Genomic DNA, 20,378 nt, shown 5'->3' with positions numbered 1-20,378 from the left:
ACAGCCGTTACGCTGGACCCGTGGCAGTCGTCGATATTTCCGAAGAGCTGAAGTCCCTCTCCTCGACCATGGGGTCGATCGAGGCCGTCCTGGACCTGGATGCGCTGAGGGGGGACATCGCCGTGCTCGAGGAGCAGGCGGCCGCCCCGTCCCTGTGGGACGACCCGGAGGCGGCGCAGAAGATCACCAGCAAGCTTTCCCACCTCCAGGCCGAGGTCCGCAAGGCCGAGGCCCTGCGCAGCCGGATCGACGACCTCGAAGTCCTCTTCGAGCTCGCCGAGGCCGAGGGTGACGCCGACGCGCTCGCCGAGGCCGAGGCCGAGCTGGAGTCCGTCCGCAAGGCGCTGGACGAGATGGAGGTCCGCACGCTCCTCTCCGGCGAGTACGACGCCCGTGAGGCGCTGGTCACCATCCGCGCCGAGGCCGGCGGCGTCGACGCGGCGGACTTCGCCGAGCGGCTCCAGCGGATGTACCTGCGCTGGGCCGAGCGGCACAACTACAAGACCGAGGTCTACGAGACCGCGTACGCGGAAGAGGCCGGCATCAAGTCGACCACCTTCGCCGTCGAGGTGCCGTACGCCTACGGCACGCTCTCCGTCGAGCAGGGCACCCACCGCCTGGTGCGCGTCTCCCCGTTCGACAACCAGGGCCGCCGCCAGACCTCCTTCGCGGGTGTCGAGGTGCTGCCCGTGGTCGAGCAGACCGACCACGTCGAGATCGACGAGTCGGACCTGCGCGTCGACGTGTACCGCTCCTCCGGCCCCGGCGGCCAGGGCGTCAACACCACGGACTCCGCGGTGCGCCTGACCCACCTGCCGACCGGCATCGTCGTCTCCTGCCAGAACGAGCGCTCGCAGATCCAGAACAAGGCGTCCGCGATGAACGTCCTCCAGGCGAAGCTGCTCGAGCGCCGCCGCCAGGAGGAGCAGGCCAAGATGAACGCCCTGAAGGGCGACGGCGGCAACTCCTGGGGCAACCAGATGCGCTCCTACGTCCTGCACCCGTACCAGATGGTCAAGGACCTGCGTACGGAGTTCGAGATGGGCAACCCGGAAGCGGTCTTCAACGGCGAGATCGACGGCTTCATCGAGGCCGGCATCCGCTGGCGCAAGCAGAGCGAGAAGTAGTCCGACACACCACATCCACGCGCGACTCGGGTGAACGACTCGCGCGTGGATGTGGTGGATGCGTCACAGTCGCGGCCCTGAATGGCCGTCAAAACCCCCTGGAAGCGGGCACATCGCCCCACAACGGCCTTGACGTTCTCCTCAACCCCGGCAAGGGTGCTGGGGCAGCGTGTGTCTCTGGGGCGGTTGTGAGTGGGGGCGGGCCGTTCGGCCGCGGTACGACGACGCGGGCCGGGGCCCGGAGCGAACTCCGCCGGACGATCACCCCGTGGGCCGCTGCTCCATCGACGAGAACGGCTACTGGGGGTAGCAGTACATGACGAAGAAGACGCGCGTACGCGTCGCGCGGATAGCGGCGGGCGCGGTCATCGCCGCGGGTGCCTCCCTGACTGCGGCCGGGGTCGCACAGGCGGTCGGCGGTGTCCAGGTCGCAGGTGTGGAGATCGGCGCGCAGACCGCCGGCGAGCAGGGTGACGACGACGGCGGCGAGCCGTGCAGCCCGCTGGACCCGCGCTGCGAAGGCGCGGGCGGTACCGAGTCGGGTGGCTCGGGTGACACGGGTGGTTCGGGTGACACGGGTGGTTCGGGTGACACCGGTGGTTCGGGTGACACGGGTGGTTCGGGTGACACGGGTGGTTCGGGTGACACGGGTGGTTCGGGTGACACGGGTGGTTCGGGTGACACGGGTGGTTCGGGTGACACCGGCGGTTCCGGTGACACGGGTGGCTCGGGTGACACCGGCGGTTCCGGTGACACGGGTGGCTCGGGTGACACCGGCGGTTCGGGTGACACGGGTGGTTCCGGTGACACCGGCGGTTCCGGTGACACCGGTGGCTCGGGTGACACGGGTGGTTCCGGTGACACCGGCGGCTCGGGTGACACGGGTGGTTCCGGTGACACCGGCGGCTCGGGTGACACGGGCGGCTCCGGTGACACGGGCGGCTCCGGTGACACGGGCGGCTCGGGCGACACCGGCGGCTCGGGTGACACGGGTGGCTCCGGCGACACGGGCGGCTCGGGCGACACCGGCGGCTCGGGCGACACCGGGAGCGAGTCGGGCGGCGGTGACGACAGCACCCCCGCGGGCCAGTTCGGCGCGTCGAGTGGCGGCAACTCCGGCACCGACACCGACTCGGTCGGCAACCAGCCGGTCGAGCAGGGCAAGGGCAAGGACGAGCTGGCCGAGACCGGTGCGGCCGAGACCACCTTCCTGCTGGTCGGCGCCGCGACGATGATCGCCGGAGGCATCGGCTTCCGCATCCTGCCCCGCCTGGTGGGCAACCGCACGGCCGTCTGAGGCCGCTGCGCAGAGTGACGAGAGGGGCCCGGACCGCGATCGGCGGTCCGGGCCCCTCCCTGTTCCGTTCTCCCGTACGGGCGCTACACGGTCTGGTGGGCCAGCAGGGCCAGGGCACCCAGGAGCACCACCAGCAGGGCGGCCAGCATGGCCGGGCTCAGCCCGGCGAAAGAGCCCTGCTCCTGCTCCCGCATCCGCTCGCGGCTCGCCCGGCACACGGGGCAGCGGCCCTCGGTGACGGGTGCCGCGCAGTTCGCGCACACCAGTCGGTCGTAGGTCATGCGCCTTCCTCCTCCCGCGCGGCGGAGCCGCACAAGCCATCTCTCCGCACAACGCTCACGGAAACGCGACCGTTCCACCTACCACTGTGCCAGCTCGCCGTCCGTTCGGCCCGCCCCCCCCCGGCCACAGCGCGGCCCCTTCCCCGCCGCACCGCCCTTTAACCGGGGCCGTTTCACCGTAAATCACCCATCCCGGTACGCGTGCCTGCACGGCTCAGCCCGGTTCGCGTATGGTCACGCTCACCTACTCCCGGCCGACCGTGGTGCATCCGTGATTCGATTCGACAACGTCTCCAAGACCTACCCGAAGCAGAGCCGTCCCGCTCTCCGGGATGTGTCGCTCGACATCGAGAAGGGCGAGTTCGTCTTCCTGGTGGGCTCCTCAGGCTCCGGCAAGTCCACCTTCATGCGGCTCATCCTGCGCGAGGAGCGCGCCAGCACCGGGGCCGTCCACGTCCTGGGCAAGGACCTCGCGCGCATGTCCAACTGGAAGGTGCCGCACATGCGCCGCCAGCTGGGAACCGTCTTCCAGGACTTCCGTCTGCTGCCCAACAAGACCGTCGCCCAGAACGTGGCGTTCGCCCAGGAAGTGATCGGCAAGCCGCGCGGCGAGATCCGCAAGGCCGTGCCCCAGGTCCTCGACCTCGTCGGACTCGGCGGCAAGGAGGACCGGATGCCGGGCGAGCTCTCCGGTGGTGAGCAGCAGCGCGTGGCGATCGCGCGGGCCTTCGTCAACCGGCCCATGCTGCTGATCGCGGACGAGCCGACCGGCAACCTCGACCCGCAGACCTCCGTCGGCATCATGAAGCTGCTGGACCGGATCAACCGGACCGGCACCACCGTGATCATGGCGACCCACGACCAGAACATCGTCGACCAGATGCGCAAGCGCGTCATCGAGCTCGAGAAGGGCCGTCTCGTACGCGACCAGGCGCGCGGCGTCTACGGCTACCAGCACTGAGCACTGAGCACCCAGCACTGAAAGGACGCCATGCGCGCCCAGTTCGTCCTGTCGGAGATCGGCGTCGGCCTCCGTCGCAACCTCACGATGACCTTCGCCGTCGTCGTCTCCGTCGCCCTCTCGCTCGCCCTGTTCGGCGGCGCGCTGCTCATGCGCGAGCAGGTCAGCACGATGAAGGACTACTGGTACGACAAGGTCAACGTCTCCATCTACCTCTGCGGCAAGGGCGACGCGGAGACGGTGGTCCAGTGCGCCAAGGGTGCGGTCACCAAGCAGCAGAAGGACGAGATCGAGAGCGATCTCGGCAAGATGGACGTCGTGGAGAAGGTGATCTACGAGTCCTCCGACCAGGCGTACAAGCACTACCAGGAGGAGTTCGGCGACTCCCCGATGGCCGGCAACATCACGCCGGACCAGATGCCCGAGTCCTTCCGGGTCAAGCTCAAGGACCCCACCAAGTACAAGGTCGTCGCCACCGCCTTCGCGGGGCGGGACGGGGTCCAGTCGGTCCAGGACCAGAGAAGCATCCTGGACAACCTCTTCGGCCTGATGAACGGCATGAACGTCGCCGCGCTCTTCGTGATGGCGCTGATGCTGATCATCGCGCTGATGCTGATCGTCAACACCGTGCGCGTGTCCGCGTTCTCCCGGCGCCGTGAGACCGGGATCATGCGGCTTGTCGGTGCCTCCGGCTTCTACATCCAGGCGCCGTTCATCATGGAGGCCGCCTTCGCCGGGCTCATCGGCGGTGTGCTCGCCTGCGTCATGCTGCTGGCCGGGCGCTACTTCCTGATCGACGGCGGCCTCGCCCTCAAGGACAAGCTGAACCTGATCGACTTCATCGGCTGGGACGCGGTCCTCACCAAGCTGCCGCTGGTGCTGGCAATCGGCCTGCTGATGCCCGCCGTTGCCGCTCTCTTCGCGCTGCGCAAGTACCTGAAGGTGTGATGTGCGCCCTGTGAGGCGCACACCCAACGTCCCGTACGCCCCCGGGGCGTTGTCCTAGAATCGGCGCCATGTCGGACCCCGGATGTCGCGTCGGTCCCCGCGGTCTGCGCCGCGGGGCGGCCCTGTCGCTGGTCTTCGCCGGCGTCCTCGCCACCGGGGCCGCGACGGGCGCGCTGCCCCACGGGCAGAAGCAGCCACCGGTGCACGCCCGGTCCGTCGCCGCCACCGCCGACGGCGACGAGGTGGCCGAGGCCGCCGCCGACGCGGTGGCGGACGGCAAGTCCGGTACGGAGGCGGCCGAGGAGGTCGTCAGCCGCAGCGGCGACCGCTGGGGCGCCGTGTACGACGAGCGGGAGTACCAGGAGTTCGAGCAGGCCCTCGACGGCACGTACACCGGTGTCGGCCTCGCCGCCCGGCGCTCCGCCGACGGCCAGGTCGCCGTCTCCCGTGTCCAGCCCGGCAGCCCGGCCGACCGCGCGGGCATCCGCTCCGGCGACCTCCTCCGTACCGTGGACGGCCGCCGCGTGGACCGGCTGCCGGTCTCCGACGTGGTGGCCCTGCTCCGCGGCGACCGCACCGGCGCCAAGGCGGGCAGCACGGTCAGCCTCGGCGTACGGCGGGGCGCCACGACCCGGACCGAGACGCTGCGCCGGGCCCGGCTCGCCGTCGAGTCGGTGACCGTGCGGCGGATCGGGGCGGAGCGCTCGGGCCCGTCCGGCGCGGTGCTGATCGAGGTCGGCTCGTTCACCAAGGGCTCCGGGGCCGCCGTGCGCGACGCGGTCGAGGACGCGCCGCCGGGCGCCGGGGTGCTCCTGGACCTGCGCGGCAACGCGGGCGGCCTGGTCACCGAGGCGGTCACCGCGGCCTCGGCCTTCCTGGACGGCGGCCTGGTCGCCACGTACGACGTGCACGGCGAGCAGCACGCCCTGTACGCGCGTTCCGGCGGTGACACCGAGCGCCCCGTCGTCGTCCTCGTCGACGGGGGCACGATGAGCGCGGCCGAGCTGGTGACGGGGGCGCTGCAGGACCGGGGCCGGGCGGTCACGGTCGGCTCGCGGACCTTCGGCAAGGGCTCCGTGCAGATGCCGAGCAAGCTCGCGGGCGGTTCGGTGGCCGAGCTCACCGTGGGCCACTACCGCACACCGGCGGGCCACGGGGTCGACGGCAGGGGCATCACACCGGATCTCGCGGTGAGCTCCCGGGCCGAGGAACGGGCCGAGACGGTATTGAGTGGCCTCGGGGGTGGGTCGTAGTGCGAAAATGGCCGCACTATGGCTAAGGAAAAGGACACCGGGCGCAAGCTCATCGCGCAGAACAAGAAGGCGCGCCACGACTACACCATCCTCGACACCTACGAGTGCGGGCTCGTGCTCATGGGGACCGAGGTCAAATCGCTGCGCATGGGCCGGGCGTCCCTGGTCGACGGCTTCGTCCAGATCGACGGCGGCGAGGCGTGGCTGCACAACATCCACGTCCCGGAGTACGTCCAGGGCACCTGGACCAACCACTCCGCCAAGCGCAAGCGCAAGCTGCTGATGCACCGGGCGGAGATCGACAAGCTGGAGTCGAAGTCCCAGGAGACCGGACACACCATCGTGCCGCTCTCGCTGTACTTCCTGAACGGCCGGGTCAAGGCCGAGATCGCGCTCGCGAAGGGCAAGAAGGAGTACGACAAGCGCCAGACGCTGCGCGAGAAGCAGGACACGCGGGAGACGAACCGCGCCGTCGCGGCGGCCCGCCGCCGCCAGCGGAGCGCCTGAGCCGGACCCGGCACCCGCCGCCGGCCCCTCCGGCGGGAATACGCTGGCATCGTCGGGCGTTGGTCACGTACGATGGCAACGCACCCCACGGAGGGTGTGGCACCACCTTGAAAAAACAACATGGGGATGATCGGTTTCGACAGCGGATGTCGAAGCAGGGGAAGCGAGTCGAGGAAGCGGCAATGATCTCGTAAACCATATGTCGCAACCAATAATCGCCAATTCCAAGCGCGATTCCTCCGCCTTCGCCCTCGCTGCCTAATTAGCAGCTAAGCGAAGACTCTGCGGAGTGTCAGCCCGGGGGTGATCCCGACCCGGATCCTGGCATCATCAAGGGATCTAAACTTCTGAGTCCGGTCACGGGTCTCAGAAGGAAATCAAACAGTGACTGGGCCTGTCGGAGGCTTGTCCGCGTGACCTCCGAGGCCGAGAAAAGCGCAGCGGACTGCACTCGGAGAAGCCCTGGTTCCGCACCGTTGGACGCGGGTTCGATTCCCGCCATCTCCACAATTCCCATGTGAGCGAGGACCCCGCTGCCACCGGCAGCGGGGTCCTCGCTTTTGTGCGTCCGGTGGCCGGTGGCCCGAGAGGAAGGGCGCGGGGGAGTGCGCGCCCGGCGTGCGCGCCCCGGCCGCGCTCCCGGAGCTCACCCGCAGGGGCCAGTAACCGCAGCACCGGCCAGAAACAGATGTATCCCTCATGATGAACAACACCTCCCGACGGGTTCCGGGCGTCCCGGCGTGCGCTACATTCATGGCCCGGGTGCACTGTGGTAGGGGGCGCGCGGACAGGGTGGGGACCCGTCCGGCGACGTACGACGGGGCAGTTGCGCGCACCCGTTCCTGAGTGGGGGAAGTGCGTACAACAGTGGAAACTTGGCGTGAAGGTGCCCATGCGGGGCACACCCACGAGCCGAACGAAGTCACCATCCAACTGGACGGAATCGGACGGCAGCTCTCCGAGCTGCTACCGGAACCAACCACTCCGGACGGCTCCGACGGCCCCGTCTTCGTCGACGAGAGCGGCCGGCGCGGCAAGACGCTGCGACGGTTCGGCTGGGTCCTCGCCGCGGTCTTCGTCTGCTACGCGGTGACCCTGGTCGTCGCCGTGCTGGGCGGCAACTCCAGCGCCCCCTTCCTCCCGCTCTCCGGTCAGGAGCAGCAGGACACGGGCACCGTCGGGAACGACGGCGGTGCGACACCGGCCGGTGAGGCGACCGCCTCCGTACCGGCGGCCGGCACGGGAGCTCCGGGCGACGGCACCGAACCGACGGCTCCGGACGCCGGGCTTCCCACCGGCGGCTCCCCGGGCCCCGCGCAAGAACAAGAAGGCGCCAACTAGATGACTTCCCCTGCCCCCCGGGGCAGGCGCAACTCGCACAGGAAGAAGCAGACCCGCCGGCGCAGACTTCCCATGCGCTACATGCTGCCGCTCCTGTTTCTCGTTGCCCTGCTCGCCATGCTGATGCTGCGTGGCTACGTGCACAGCGAAATCCTCGCCGACCACCGCATCCGGCCCCCCGTCGCCACCGACCGGGTGCCCGAGCAGGTGCTGGAGGGCGGGCCGGTCATCGACGCCCGGTCCACCACCGAGCCCGCGAAGACCCTGCGCATTCCGGACCACCGGATCGTGCTGACCTTCGACGACGGCCCGGACCCGGAGTGGACGCCGAAGGTGCTGGACGAGCTGAAGGAGTACGACGCCCACGGCGTCTTCTTCGTCACCGGCACCATGGCCTCGCGCTACCCGGACCTCGTGGAGCGCATGGTCGAGGAGGGGCACGAGGTCGGGCTGCACACCTTCAACCACCCCGACCTCTCCTACCAGTCCACCAGCCGCATCGACTGGGAGCTGTCCCAGAACCAGCTGGTGCTGGCCGGTGCGGCGGGCATCCGCACCTCACTGTTCCGGCCGCCCTACTCGTCGTTCGCCGACGCCATGGACGACAAGTCGTGGCCGGTCACGCAGTACATCGGCAGCCGCGGCTACCTCACCGTCGTCAACAACACCGACAGCGAGGACTGGAAGCGGCCGGGCGTCAAGGCGATCATCGACCGGGCCACGCCCGAGCACGGCAAGGGCGCGGTCATCCTGATGCACGACTCCGGAGGCGACCGGTCCCAGACCGTCACCGCCCTCGGGAAGTTCCTGCCGAAGATGCAGGAGCGGGGCTACGAGTTCACCAACCTCACCGACGCCCTCGGCGCCGCCAGCGCGCACACCCCGGTCACCGGATTCGACCTGTGGAAGGGCAAGGCGTTCGTCTACGCCGTCGGCGTCTCGGAGCACATCACCGATGTGATGGTCGCCGGCCTCGCAGTCATCGGTGTGCTGGTCTTCGCCCGCTTCGGGCTGATGCTGGTGCTGTCCTTCGTGCACGCCCGCCGGGTCCGGGGGCGCGGCTTCCGCTGGGGCGAACCCGTCACCCGCACGGTGACCGTTCTGGTGCCCGCGTACAACGAGAAGAAGTGCATCGCGAACACGGTGCGTTCGCTGCTGGCAAGTGACTATCCGGTCGAAGTCATCGTGATCGACGACGGCTCCACGGACGGCACCGCGGACATCGTCCAGCGGATGCGGCTGCCCAACGTCCGGGTCGTGCGCCAGCGCAACGCGGGCAAGCCCGCCGCCCTGAACAACGGCATCGCGCACGCCCGCAACGACATCATCGTCATGATGGACGGCGACACGGTCTTCGAACCGTCCACCGTCCGCGAGCTGGTGCAGCCCTTCGGCGACCCGCGCGTCGGGGCCGTCGCCGGCAACGCCAAGGTCGGCAACCGCGATTCGCTCATCGGCGCCTGGCAGCACATCGAGTACGTGATGGGCTTCAACCTCGACCGCCGCATGTACGACGTGCTGCGCTGCATGCCTACCATCCCCGGCGCGGTCGGGGCCTTCCGGCGCGAGGCGCTGGAGCGGGTCGGCGGCATCAGCGAGGACACCCTCGCCGAGGACACCGACGTCACGATGGCCCTGCACCGGGACGGCTGGCGCGTCGTCTACGCGGAGAACGCCCGCGCCTGGACCGAGGCGCCGGAGACCGTGCAGCAGCTCTGGTCGCAGCGCTACCGATGGTCGTACGGCACCATGCAGGCCATCTGGAAGCACCGCCGGGCGGTCATCGAGGGCGGGGCGTCGGGCCGGTTCGGGCGCGTCGGGCTGCCGTTCGTCTCGCTGTTCATGGTCGTCGCCCCGCTGCTCGCCCCGCTCATCGACGTCTTCCTGCTCTACGGGCTCGTGTTCGGGCCCACCGAGAAGACCGTCGGCGCGTGGCTCGGCGTCCTCGCGGTGCAACTCGTGTGTGCCGCGTACGCCTTCCGGCTCGACCGGGAACGCATGACCCACCTGTTCTCGCTGCCCCTCCAGCAGGTCCTGTACCGGCAGCTCATGTACGTGGTGCTGCTCCAGTCCTGGATCACCGCTCTCACCGGCGGCCGGCTGCGCTGGCAGAAGCTGCGCCGCACCGGGGTCGTGGAGGCGCCCGGCTCGATGCCCACCCAGCGCGGGCGCACCCAGGACCGGAGGCCCGTCGCATGACGCACCCACAGCAGTCTTACAGGGAGCCGCACGCGGACGAGCGGACCATGGCGCTGCGCGTGGTGCTGCCCGCCCCCGCCGGGCCCGCCCCGGCCGACGAGCCGGCGCCAGCCCCGGCCAAGGCGGGCCGGGACCGCTATCTCGACCTGCTGCGCGCGATCGCGCTGGTCCGGGTCGTCGTCTTCCACCTCTTCGGCTGGGCCTGGCTGACCGTCGTGTTCCCGTCCATGGGCGTCATGTTCGCCCTGGCCGGATCGCTGATGGCCCGGTCGCTGGCCCGGCCCGCGTGGAGCGTCATCCGCTCCCGGGTACGCAGACTGCTGCCGCCCATGTGGGCGTTCGCCGCTGTCGTCGTCCCCATGGTCTTCCTGCTCGGCTGGAAGCCGGTGCGCGAGGAGGGCGTCTGGTGGTTCCTCAAGCTGGGCTGCTACATCCTGCCGATCGGCACCCCGCCCTTCCCCTGGGAGAACGGCTCCGAGGGCGGCTGGCTGGAAACCTCCTGGGCCGAGCAGGGCATAGGGCCGCTCTGGTACATCCGCGCCTACCTGTGGTTCGTGCTGGCCTCCCCGCTGCTGCTGAAGGCGTTCCGGAAGCTGCCGTGGGCGACCCTGCTCGCCCCGATCGGGCTCACCGCAGTCATCGGCACCGGTCTGGTCACCGTGCCGGGCACGGCCGGTGAGGGCCTGGTCGACTTCGCGGTGTTCGGCTCCTGCTGGATCCTCGGCTTCGCCCACAACGACGGCCTGCTGAAGACCGTCCCGCGCTACCTCGCGGTCTCGCTCGCCGCGATGCTGATGGCCTTCGCGCTGTGGTGGGGCGCCCACCACCTCACCGAGGAGGGCTGGAACCTCGACGAGATCCCGCTCGCCCAGGCCACCTGGTCGCTGGGGTTCTGCATGATCCTGCTCCAGTACGCCCCCTCCTGGCGGGAGCTGCCGGGCCGGCTGGCGGGCTGGGACACCCTGGTCACCCTCGCCAACAACCGGGCGGTGACGATCTATCTGTGGCACAACATGCTGCTGATGGCCACGTTCCCGATCATCGACCTGCTGTGGGACGTGCCCTGGGTCGGCGACCACCTCGGTACGTACATCGACCGGGCGGACAACGCCCTCGCGCTGATCGTCGTCTGGCCGCTGATCGGGCTGATGATCCTCGCCGTCGGCTGGGTCGAGGACCTCGCCGCGAAGCGGCGCCCGAGGCTCTGGCCCAACGGCACCGCCCGCACCAGGGGCTGACCGCGCTGCTCACCGGGCCGGCCCCGGCCCGGTGAGAGCAAGGTTGCCCACAGGTCACCTCGCGGCACGGCACCGAAACGCGCGCTTCCTAGGGTCTGTATTGAGTTGTGGCGCGGCGTCGCGACGCCGCGCCACAACTCAATACAGACCCTAGGTCTCGGGACAACACCCCGACCCACCCGTGGAGGCGCGTGATGGCAGGCCGTTGGATCGAGCACTGGGACCCCGAGGACGAGACCTTCTGGCGGGAGACCGGCGAGCGGACCGCACGCCGCAACCTGTGGTTCTCCGTCCTCTGCGAGCACATCGGCTTCTCCATCTGGACCCTGTGGTCGGTGATGGTGCTCTTCATGGGGCCCGAGTACGGGGTCGACCCGGCCGGGAAGTTCTTCCTGATCTCCACCGCGACCCTCGTCGGGGCCGTCGTGCGGGTGCCGTACACCTTCGCGGTGGCCCGGTTCGGTGGCCGGAACTGGACGGTGTTCAGCGCGCTCACCCTGCTCGTGCCGACCGTCGCCGCCCTCCTGGTGATGGAGCCGGGCACCTCGTACACCACCTTCCTCGCCGTGTCCGCGCTGACCGGCATCGGGGGCGGGAACTTCGCCTCGTCCATGACGAACATCAACGCCTTCTTCCCGCTGCGCAGGAAGGGCTGGGCGCTCGGGCTCAACGCGGGCGGCGGCAACATCGGCGTGCCCGTCGTGCAGCTGGCCGGGCTCCTGGTGATCGGGACGGCCGGGGCCTCGCACCCCCGGATCGTGCTCGCCGCGTACCTCCCGCTGATCCTGCTCGCCGCCGGATGCGCGGCCCTCTTCATGGACAACCTGGCGCCCGTGCGCAACGACACCGGGGCGGCGAAGGAGGCCGTGCGCGACCGGCACACCTGGATCATGGCCGTCCTCTACGTCGGCACCTTCGGCTCCTTCATCGGCTACAGCTTCGCCTTCGGGCTCGTCCTGCAGACCCAGTTCGGCCGCACCCCGCTCCAGGCCGCCTCGCTCACCTTCATCGGCCCGCTGCTCGGCTCGCTGATCCGGCCGGCCGGCGGATGGCTCGCCGACCGGTACGGCGGTGCGCGCATCACCCTCGTCAACTTCGCCGCCATGGCCGCCGCGACCGGTGTCGTCGTGTACGCCTCCCGGAGCGCCTCGCTGAGCGTGTTCCTCGTCGGCTTCACCGCCCTGTTCGTCCTGTCGGGGCTCGGCAACGGATCGACGTACAAGATGATCCCGGGCATCTTCCACACCCAGGCCGTCGCCCGGGGGCTGCGCGGCGAGGAGGCGGCGGCCAGGGGACGGCGGATCTCCGGGGCGGCCATGGGGCTGATCGGCGCGGTCGGGGCGCTCGGCGGGCTCGCGATCAACCTCGCCTTCCGGCAGTCCTTCCAGACGTCGGGCACGGGAACGGCGGCCTTCTGGTCCTTTCTCGCCTTCTACGCCGTGTGCTCCGTGCTCACCTGGGCGGTATACCTTCGTCGTGCCGCGGCCGTCCCGGCGAAGCCGCAGCTCAGCTATGCGGAGGTGTGAGGGGTCCGCGGCACGGGCGGGTGACGTAACGAGCGGGAAATACGGCTGAACCGGGTCTGTCACGCGGCGTTGGCAGGCTCGGTCCTCCGCACCAACGAGCAGCAGCGGGACGAGAGCCGGGTAGACCATATGCACGACGACGCACAGCACGGGCCCCTCGCGGGCTTCACGGTCGGTGTCACCGCCGCGCGCCGGGCGGAGGAGCTGGGCACACTGCTGCGGCGCCGGGGCGCCACCGTGGTGCACGCCCCCGCCCTGCGGATCGTGCCGCTCGCCGACGACGGCGAACTGCTCGCCGCGACCGAGCAGCTGATCGCCGACCCGCCCGACGTGGTCGTCGCCACCACCGCGATCGGCTTCCGCGGCTGGATCGAGGCGGCCGACGGCTGGGGCATCGGCGACCGGCTCCTGGCCACCCTGCGCGGGGTCGAACTCCTGGCGCGCGGCCCCAAGGTGAAGGGAGCCGTTCGCGCCGCCGGTCTTTCCGAGGCATGGTCCCCGGCATCCGAGTCCATGGCCGAGGTGCTGGAACGGCTCCTGGAGGAAGGCGTACGGGGCCGCCGCGTCGCGCTCCAGCTGCACGGCGAACCCCTCCCCGGCTTCGTGGAGTCGCTGCGCGAGGCCGGCGCCGAGGTGGTCGCCGTCCCCGTCTACCGCTGGATGCCGCCGGAGGACATCGCCCCCCTCGACCGGCTCCTCGACCTGACCGCCGCCCGCGCCCTGGACGCGCTCACCTTCACCAGCGCCCCGGCGGCGGCCTCGCTGCTCGGCCGCGCCGAGGAACGCGGGCTGCTCACCGAGATCGTCACGGCGCTGCGCGGTGACGTCGTACCGGCCTGCGTCGGCCCGGTCACCGCCGTGCCGTTGCAGGCGCGCGGGATCGACACCGTACAGCCGGAACGCTTCCGGCTCGGCCCGCTCGTCCAGCTCATCTGCCGCGAACTGCCCGCCCGCGCCCGTACGCTGCCCGTCGCCGGACACCGCGTCGAGATCCGGGGCCACGCCGTCCTGGTCGACGACGAGCTGCGCGCGGTTCCGCCCGCCGGGATGGCCCTGCTGCACAGCCTGGCCCGGCGCCCCGGCTGGGTCGTCTCCCGCGCCGACCTGCTGCGCGCCCTGCCCGGCAGCGGTACGGACGAGCACGCGGTCGAGACGGCCATGGCCCGGCTCCGCACCGCCCTCGGGGCGCCCCGGCTCATCCAGACGGTGGTCAAGCGCGGCTACCGGCTGGCGCTGGACCCGTCGGCGGGCGCGAAGTAGGGGGGCTGCTGAGGGGCCGCCGGGTACGCGCCGGGTCCCGTACGCCGGCGCGCAACGGCGTAGGGGGCGCGCAGCAGCAGTGCGAGGGCGGCGGTGCACAGGACGGCGCGCACCGTGTTCCACACGTTCCAGGCGTCCTCGAACCGGTCCCGCACGGCGGCCGGGTCGGCGAGGTGCGCGGGATCACCGGCGTCCGCGAGCGCGTTGTTCAGGGGCACGTTGACGCCCGAGGTGAGCAGGAACGCCAGGGCGTACGCGACGAGCGCGGCGACTATCCAGCCGCGCGGTCCCGGCGAGCGGCGGTGCTGCCAGGCGGCGACGGCGGTCAGCACCAGGGCACCGAAGAAGCCGGCGAAGAAGACCGGGTTCTCTATGACGTCGTTGATGTTCTGCATGACCTCGACGAAGGTCCGGTCGTCGCTGCGCCCGAGCGCGGGCATCACCGCGCACGAGAAGACGAAGAAGGTGCCGGCCATCAGTCCCGTGGTGACGGCGGCGGCGCCGAGAACGAGACGGTGGGAGGCGGGAGTCGGCCGGTCGGCCCGGTTGGTGGTCATGGATCCAGTGAAGCGGCGCGGCCGGAGCGGCTCCATCGTTCAGGCGCGCATCCGCCTACGCGAGCGTCCAGGGGCGCGACGGGCCGGATAGCGTGCGGGCGTGATCGATGACGTCCACCCGCTCGGCGCGGGGATACGGCTCCGCCCCGCCGTCCTGGCCGACGCGGCCTCCCTCGCCGCCGCGCTGACCCGCAGCCGTACGTACATGAAGCCCTGGGAGCCCGTACGGCCCGACTTCTTCTACACCGAGGAGGGGCAGCGCGCCCGCCTAGCCGGGCTGCTGGCGGACCGGGACGCGGGCCGTTCGATGCCGTGGGTGCTGAGCGATGCCGAGGACCGTGCGGTCGGAGCGTTCACCCTCGACGCCATCGTGCTCGGCGCCTGCCACAGCGCGGTCCTCGGCTACTGGGTGGACGTGGAACTCGCCGGCCGCGGGCTGGCCACGACCGCGGTGCGCGCGATCTGCGAGGTGGCGCGGAACGACCTGCGGCTGCACCGGGTCGAGGCGTGCACGGTCCTGCACAACGTGGCCTCGCAGCGGGTCCTCGCCAAGTGCGGGTTCGAGGAGTTCGGGGTCGCCCCGCGCTATATGCACATCGACGGCGAGTGGCGCGACCACCGCCTCTTCCATCGCATCCTGCACGACGGCCCGATGACCGGCGCCGAGGACTGAGGACCGGGGCCTTTCGTAGGGTTCGCGCGGACCGGGGTCGCGCACCGCCGTCACGCAATCGATACCCCCGCACACGCCGAGGAGGGGTGTGGCAGGTGCGCGCGGGCCCCCCGTCGCATAAGGTTGACGGCTGCCCAGTGCACGTCAGAAGGGGGCCTCGGTGGCCGCGCAGGATGCCGCTGTCGATTCGCTGCGGGACCGGGAAATCGGTGTCGAGCAGAGACATCTCGACCGGGTGTACCACCGCCTTGAGGAGAAGATCCACGAGGCGGAATTTCTCATGGACGACGCCGTGAAACGCGGCCAGGTCGGAACCCCGGGGGCGCTCGCCGAGCGCGACGCCCAGGTGTTCCGCGCCGGAATCCACCTCAACCGGCTGAACAGCGAGTTCGAGGACTTCCTCTTCGGGAGGATCGACCTCCTGCTCGGCAAGGACGGCGAACGCGGCCCGGACGGCGCGTACACCTCCGTCGAGCCCGCCGACGACGTCGTGCGCGAGGACAACACCGCGGACATCGCCGAGACGCTGCACATCGGCCGGATCGGGGTCCTCGACTCCGACTACGCGCCGCTCGTCATCGACTGGCGGGCCCCGGCCGCGGCGCCGTTCTACCGCTCGACGCCCAAGGAGCCGGGCCGGGTCGTCCGCCGCCGCGTCATCCGCTCCAAGGGCCGCCGCGTCCTCGGCGTCGAGGACGACCTGATGCGCCCCGAGCTGACCGCCTCCCTGGACGGCGACGAGCTCCCGGTCGTCGGCGACGGCGCCCTGATGGCCGCGCTCGGACAGGCCCGCAGCCACACCATGCGGGACATCGTCTCGTCCATCCAGGCCGAGCAGGACCTCGTCATCCGGGCGCCCGCCGCCTCCGTCACCGAGGTCTCCGGCGGCCCCGGCACCGGCAAGACCGCGGTCGCCCTGCACCGCGCCGCGTACCTGCTCTACCAGGACCGGCGGCGGTACGCGGGCGGCATCCTCGTCGTCTCGCCGACGCCGCTGCTGGTCGCGTACACCGAGGGCGTGCTGCCCTCGCTCGGCGAGGAGGGCCAGGTCGCGATCCGCGCGGTCGGCTCGCTCTCCGACGACGCGGCGGGGCCCGAGGGCGCCACGGTGTACGACGAGCCTGCGGTCGCCCGGATCAAGGGCTCCTCGCGGATGCTCCCGGTGCTCCGCAAGGCGGCGCGCGGCGCGCTGGAACAGCCCGTGCCCCGGACCGCCTCCGCCGCCGGCGGGCAGCTGGAGTTCGGTGAGGCCGAGGAGGCCCCGCAGCCCGCCGGCACGCCCACCCGGCTCCGCGTGGTCGCCTTCGGCGCCCGGGTGGAGCTCCAGGAGGACGAGCTGCGGCGCATCCGCAACAACGTCCTCAGCGGGACCGCCCCGGTCAACCTGCTGCGCCCGCGCGCCCGCCGGCTGCTGCTCGACGCGCTGTGGAACCGGTCCTCGGGCCGGGGCCGCTACACCGATCCGGAGCTGGCGGCCGAGCTGCGTTCGTCGTTCGACGAGGACGTGTCGACGGAGACCCCCTTCATCGAGTTCCTGGACGCCTGGTGGCCCGAGCTGACCCCGCGCGGGGTGCTCGCCGCGATGGCCGACGAGAAGCGGCTCGCCCGGTGGGCGCGGCGCACGCTCAACCAGGGCGAGGTGCGCCGGCTCGCGCGCTCCCTCAAGCGCCTGGACGCCGCCGGACAGGGGCCGCTCTCCGTGCACGACGTGGCGATCCTGGACGAGCTGCAGACGCTGCTCGGCACCCCGAGCCGCCCCAGGCGCAAGCGCGAGGCGGACCCGCTGGACCAGCTCACCGGCCTGGAGGAGCTGATGCCCCGCCGCGAGGAGACCCAGTGGGAGCGGGCCGAGCGGCTCGCCGCCGAGCGCACCGAGTACGCCCACGTCATCGTCGACGAGGCGCAGGACCTCACGCCCATGCAGTGGCGGATGGTCGGCCGCCGCGGCCGGCACGCCACCTGGACGATCGTCGGGGACCCGGCGCAGTCCTCCTGGTCCGACCCGGACGAGGCGGCCGCCGCCCGCGACGAGGCGCTGGGCAGCCGTCCGCGCCGGAACTTCACGCTGACCGTCAACTACCGCAACCCGGCCGAGATCGCGGAGCTGGCCGCGAAGGTGCTGGCCCTCGCGATGCCCGGCATGGAGTCCCCGGCCGCCGTCCGCTCCACGGGCGTGGTCCCGCGCTTCGAGACCGTACGGGACGGCGACCTGGCCGGGACCGTGCGCGAGGAGGCGCGGCGGCTGCTCGCCGAGGTAGACGGCACGGTCGGCGTCGTCGTGGCGATGAACCGGCGCGAACGGGCCCGCGAGTGGCTCGCGGAGCTGGGGGACCGGGTGGTGGCGCTGGGCAGCCTGGAGGCGAAGGGCCTGGAGTACGACGCCACGGTGGTCGTCTCGCCGGCGGAGATCGCGGACGAGTCCCCGGCCGGGCTGCGGGTGCTGTACGTGGCGCTGACCCGGGCGACCCAGCAGCTCACGGTGGTCTCGGGGGACCGGGACCTGCCGGACGAGGACGGCGTGCCGGACCTGCTCAGGGACTGAGCGGGAGGGGGCGCGGGGGGCCGTTTTCGGTTAATCCGCGCTGCGGGAATCGCTTTTCCAGGTGGTTTGTTAGCCTGGTATCGGCACCGGCTCGATCCAAGCCCCCGGGCCCAACCTTAGTCGCTTCGAGCGACCACTTGCCGCGAGGCGAGCATGGCGGGCCGGTGTCGTGAACTGAAGAAGAGGCCCGCGTCACCCCTGGTGGCGCGGGCCTCTTCGCGTTCCCGGACAGCGGTTGGGGGTTCCGCTGCGCCCCTCCCTCTCGTATGGTGGAAAACAGTTTCCGCGCTGCGACAGTCATTAACGGCTACTCGTCGGTAGGTGCGAATATCGGAAGGCGTGTCCGCTGCCGGGTCTGCTCGGGTTTCGGACGCGCGTAGCAATGAAGCTAGGGCCGACCGTCACGCGGGGGGCGGGTGGAGGAGCGGGACTGGGCGCGTGCAGCTGCAAGGCGGAGGATTGAGCCAACGCGGAGCGTTGGTGATTGACGACAACGCCGCAGATGCGCGTGCCCAGCCCCGTGACGCCGCCCCCCGCGTGACGGTCGGCCCCAAGAAAGCGAAGGACTCGGCCATGGCAACGGCGCCCAGCGTCTCGTACTCGATGACGGTCAGGCTGGAGGTGCCCGCGAGCGGCACCGCGGTCTCCCAGCTCACCACGGCCGTGGAGTCCTCCGGTGGTTCGGTCACCGGCCTCGACGTGACCGCGTCCGGTCACGAGAAGCTGCGGATCGACGTCACGATCGCCGCCTCCTCCACCGCGCACGCCGACGAGATCGTCGAGGGTCTGCGCTCCATCGACGGCGTCGTGCTCGGCAAGGTCTCCGACCGTACGTTCCTCATGCACCTCGGCGGCAAGATCGAGATGGCGTCCAAGCACCCCATCCGCAACCGCGACGACCTCTCGATGATCTACACCCCCGGCGTGGCCCGCGTCTGCATGGCGATCGCCGAGAATCCCGAGGACGCCCGCCGCCTCACCATCAAGCGCAACTCCGTCGCAGTCGTGACGGACGGCTCCGCGGTGCTCGGCCTCGGCAACATCGGCCCGAAGGCCGCGCTGCCCGTCATGGAGGGCAAGGCGGCCCTCTTCAAGCGCTTCGCCGGCATCGACGCCTGGCCGATCTGCCTGGACACCCAGGACACCGACGCCATCGTCGAGATCGTCAAGGCGATCGCGCCGGGCTTCGCCGGGATCAACCTGGAGGACATCTCCGCGCCGCGCTGCTTCGAGATCGAGGCCCGGCTGCGCGAGGCCCTGGACATCCCCGTCTTCCACGACGACCAGCACGGCACGGCCATCGTCGTCCTGGCCTCACTGACCAACGCCCTGCGCGTGGTGGGCAAGGCCATCGGCGACGTGCGGGTCGTCATGTCCGGCGCCGGCGCGGCCGGTACGGCCATCCTGAAGCTCCTCATCGCCGCGGGCGTCAAGCACGCAGTCGTCGCCGACATCCACGGCGTCGTGCACTCCGGCCGCGAGGACCTGCGCTCGGCCGACCCGGACTCGCCGCTGTGCTGGATCGCGGACAACACCAACCCGGAGAACATCACCGGCACCCTCAAGGAGGCCGTGGTCGGCGCCGACGTCTTCATCGGCGTCTCCGCCCCCAACGTGCTGGACGGAAACGACGTGGCGGCCATGGCGGACGGCGCGATCGTGTTCGCGCTCGCGAATCCGGACCCCGAGGTGGACCCGGCGATCGCCCGCCGCACCGCCGCGGTCGTCGCCACCGGCCGCTCGGACTTCCCGAACCAGATCAACAACGTGCTGGTCTTCCCCGGTGTGTTCCGCGGCCTGCTCGACGCCCAGTCGCGGACCGTCAACACGGACATGATGCTCGCCGCCGCCCGCGCCCTGGCCGACGTCGTCGCCGAGGACGAGGTGAACGCGAACTACATCATCCCCTCGGTCTTCAACGACAAGGTCGCCGGTGCGGTCGCCGGAGCCGTCCGGGACGCCGCGCGCGCCGCCGGCGCCGCTGTGACGGGGCCCACGTCCGTCTGACGTACGGCGCGTCGCGGGTCGCGGCGCCCCAAACGCCCCTTTAGGGTGGGCGGGCGACGCGTCCCGCAGAGCCCCGCACCCGCTGCGGACCGCTCTGGGGGAGCCGACGGGACGTCACCACGAAGAGGCAGTGGTGCTTTTCGCACGGCTCCCGGAGGGTGCCGGATTGGCTTTACCGCCGCAGGTGGGGGCAGGATGCTTCCTCAAGGACTACGTCCAGGGGAGACCCCACAGGGCGCGAGGTCTACCGGACCCTCTCAAGGGCAGACCCGGGTACGGGCACTGTCCGAGGGCCCTGGCAGCATCTGCTTCGATCTCACGCCTCACAGGCAAGAAGAACACGGGAGTAACAACATGAACCGCAGTGAGCTGGTGGCCGCCCTGGCCGACCGTGCCGAGGTGACCCGCAAGGACGCCGACGCCGTGCTGGCCGCTCTCGCCGAGACCGTCGGTGAGATCGTCGCCAAGGGCGACGAGAAGGTCACCATTCCCGGTTTCCTGACCTTCGAGCGCACCCACCGTGCCGCTCGCACCGCTCGTAACCCGCAGACCGGCGACCCGATCAACATCCCGGCCGGCTACAGCGTGAAGGTCTCCGCGGGCTCCAAGCTCAAGGAAGCCGCCAAGGGCAAGTAAGACCCCTGGGCACGACGAAGGGCGG

At 70.9% G+C, this 20,378-nt stretch carries 17 protein-coding genes and 1 other RNA gene; 16 read left to right on the top strand and 2 right to left on the bottom strand.

The features are described from left to right. The first annotated feature begins 20 nt into the window (after positions 1 to 20). Positions 21 to 1,127, top strand: a complete 1,107-nt coding sequence (gene prfB, locus OG242_RS11265; protein ID WP_018517885.1) for a peptide chain release factor 2 — start codon at positions 21 to 23, stop codon at positions 1,125 to 1,127. Between the two features lie 316 nt (positions 1,128 to 1,443). Next, positions 1,444 to 2,424, top strand: a complete 981-nt coding sequence (locus OG242_RS11260) for an LPXTG cell wall anchor domain-containing protein (RefSeq protein ID WP_405898020.1) — start codon at positions 1,444 to 1,446, stop codon at positions 2,422 to 2,424. A gap of 83 nt (positions 2,425 to 2,507) precedes the next feature. On the opposite strand, the gene OG242_RS11255 is transcribed toward OG242_RS11260, so the two are convergent. After that, positions 2,508 to 2,705 (bottom strand): hypothetical protein, encoded by a 198-nt coding sequence (locus OG242_RS11255; RefSeq protein ID WP_405898019.1) that lies wholly within the window; start codon positions 2,703 to 2,705, stop codon positions 2,508 to 2,510. 271 nt (positions 2,706 to 2,976) lie between these two features. Between OG242_RS11255 and ftsE the strand changes: the two genes are divergently transcribed. From ftsE to OG242_RS11205, 10 genes are all read left to right on the top strand, one after another. Further along, positions 2,977 to 3,666: a cell division ATP-binding protein FtsE gene (ftsE, locus tag OG242_RS11250; RefSeq protein WP_026242629.1), complete on the top strand. Its 690-nt coding sequence runs from the start codon at positions 2,977 to 2,979 to the stop codon at positions 3,664 to 3,666. Positions 3,667 to 3,696: 30 nt separating this feature from the next. Next, positions 3,697 to 4,614: a permease-like cell division protein FtsX gene (gene ftsX, locus OG242_RS11245; protein WP_405898018.1), complete on the top strand. Its 918-nt coding sequence runs from the start codon at positions 3,697 to 3,699 to the stop codon at positions 4,612 to 4,614. 68 nt (positions 4,615 to 4,682) lie between these two features. Further along, positions 4,683 to 5,867 (top strand): S41 family peptidase, encoded by a 1,185-nt coding sequence (locus tag OG242_RS11240; RefSeq protein ID WP_405898017.1) that lies wholly within the window; start codon positions 4,683 to 4,685, stop codon positions 5,865 to 5,867. A gap of 18 nt (positions 5,868 to 5,885) precedes the next feature. Next, positions 5,886 to 6,374, top strand: coding sequence for an SsrA-binding protein SmpB (gene smpB / locus OG242_RS11235; protein ID WP_093708601.1), 489 nt, complete (start codon positions 5,886 to 5,888; stop codon positions 6,372 to 6,374). Between the two features lie 122 nt (positions 6,375 to 6,496). Beyond that, positions 6,497 to 6,884: a transfer-messenger RNA gene (ssrA, locus tag OG242_RS11230) on the top strand. A gap of 357 nt (positions 6,885 to 7,241) precedes the next feature. Next, positions 7,242 to 7,715, top strand: a complete 474-nt coding sequence (locus OG242_RS11225; RefSeq protein ID WP_405898016.1) for a hypothetical protein — start codon at positions 7,242 to 7,244, stop codon at positions 7,713 to 7,715. Further along, positions 7,716 to 9,914, top strand: a complete 2,199-nt coding sequence (locus tag OG242_RS11220) for a glycosyltransferase (RefSeq protein ID WP_405898015.1) — start codon at positions 7,716 to 7,718, stop codon at positions 9,912 to 9,914. It abuts the gene before it with no gap. Next, positions 9,911 to 11,152 carry an acyltransferase gene (locus OG242_RS11215; protein ID WP_405898014.1) on the top strand — a complete coding sequence of 414 codons (1,242 nt, stop codon included), beginning with the start codon at positions 9,911 to 9,913 and terminating at the stop codon, positions 11,150 to 11,152. Before OG242_RS11220 ends, OG242_RS11215 begins: the two co-directional genes overlap by 4 nt. A gap of 194 nt (positions 11,153 to 11,346) precedes the next feature. Then, positions 11,347 to 12,678 carry a nitrate/nitrite transporter gene (locus OG242_RS11210; RefSeq protein ID WP_405898013.1) on the top strand — a complete coding sequence of 444 codons (1,332 nt, stop codon included), beginning with the start codon at positions 11,347 to 11,349 and terminating at the stop codon, positions 12,676 to 12,678. 129 nt (positions 12,679 to 12,807) lie between these two features. Beyond that, the gene (locus tag OG242_RS11205; RefSeq protein ID WP_405898012.1) at positions 12,808 to 13,938 is read left to right on the top strand and encodes a uroporphyrinogen-III synthase; all 1,131 of its coding nucleotides are present in this window, start codon (positions 12,808 to 12,810) and stop codon (positions 13,936 to 13,938) included. On the opposite strand, the gene OG242_RS11200 is transcribed toward OG242_RS11205, so the two are convergent. Then, entirely contained in the window at positions 13,899 to 14,495 is a 597-nt protein-coding gene (locus OG242_RS11200; protein ID WP_405898011.1) for a DUF1772 domain-containing protein, read from the bottom strand. The genes OG242_RS11205 and OG242_RS11200 overlap by 40 nt on opposite strands. 100 nt (positions 14,496 to 14,595) lie before the next feature. On the opposite strand from OG242_RS11200, the gene OG242_RS11195 reads away from it, so the two are divergent. From OG242_RS11195 to OG242_RS11180, 4 genes are all read left to right on the top strand, one after another. Continuing rightward, a complete protein-coding gene (locus OG242_RS11195) occupies positions 14,596 to 15,168 on the top strand; it encodes a GNAT family N-acetyltransferase (protein WP_405898010.1) in 573 nt (190 codons plus the stop codon). Positions 15,169 to 15,328: 160 nt separating this feature from the next. After that, the gene (locus OG242_RS11190; RefSeq protein WP_405898009.1) at positions 15,329 to 17,710 is read left to right on the top strand and encodes a HelD family protein; all 2,382 of its coding nucleotides are present in this window, start codon (positions 15,329 to 15,331) and stop codon (positions 17,708 to 17,710) included. Between the two features lie 573 nt (positions 17,711 to 18,283). Continuing rightward, positions 18,284 to 19,717: an NAD-dependent malic enzyme gene (locus OG242_RS11185; RefSeq protein WP_405898008.1), complete on the top strand. Its 1,434-nt coding sequence runs from the start codon at positions 18,284 to 18,286 to the stop codon at positions 19,715 to 19,717. A gap of 354 nt (positions 19,718 to 20,071) precedes the next feature. Further along, a complete protein-coding gene (locus OG242_RS11180) occupies positions 20,072 to 20,353 on the top strand; it encodes an HU family DNA-binding protein (RefSeq protein ID WP_003968811.1) in 282 nt (93 codons plus the stop codon). Positions 20,354 to 20,378 lie beyond the last annotated feature (25 nt).

It is taken from the genome of Streptomyces sp. NBC_00727 (assembly GCF_045161745.1).
Classification (GTDB): domain Bacteria; phylum Actinomycetota; class Actinomycetes; order Streptomycetales; family Streptomycetaceae; genus Streptomyces.
Note: the sequence above shows the minus strand (reverse complement) of the source record. Positions and strands in the feature narration are given on the sequence as shown.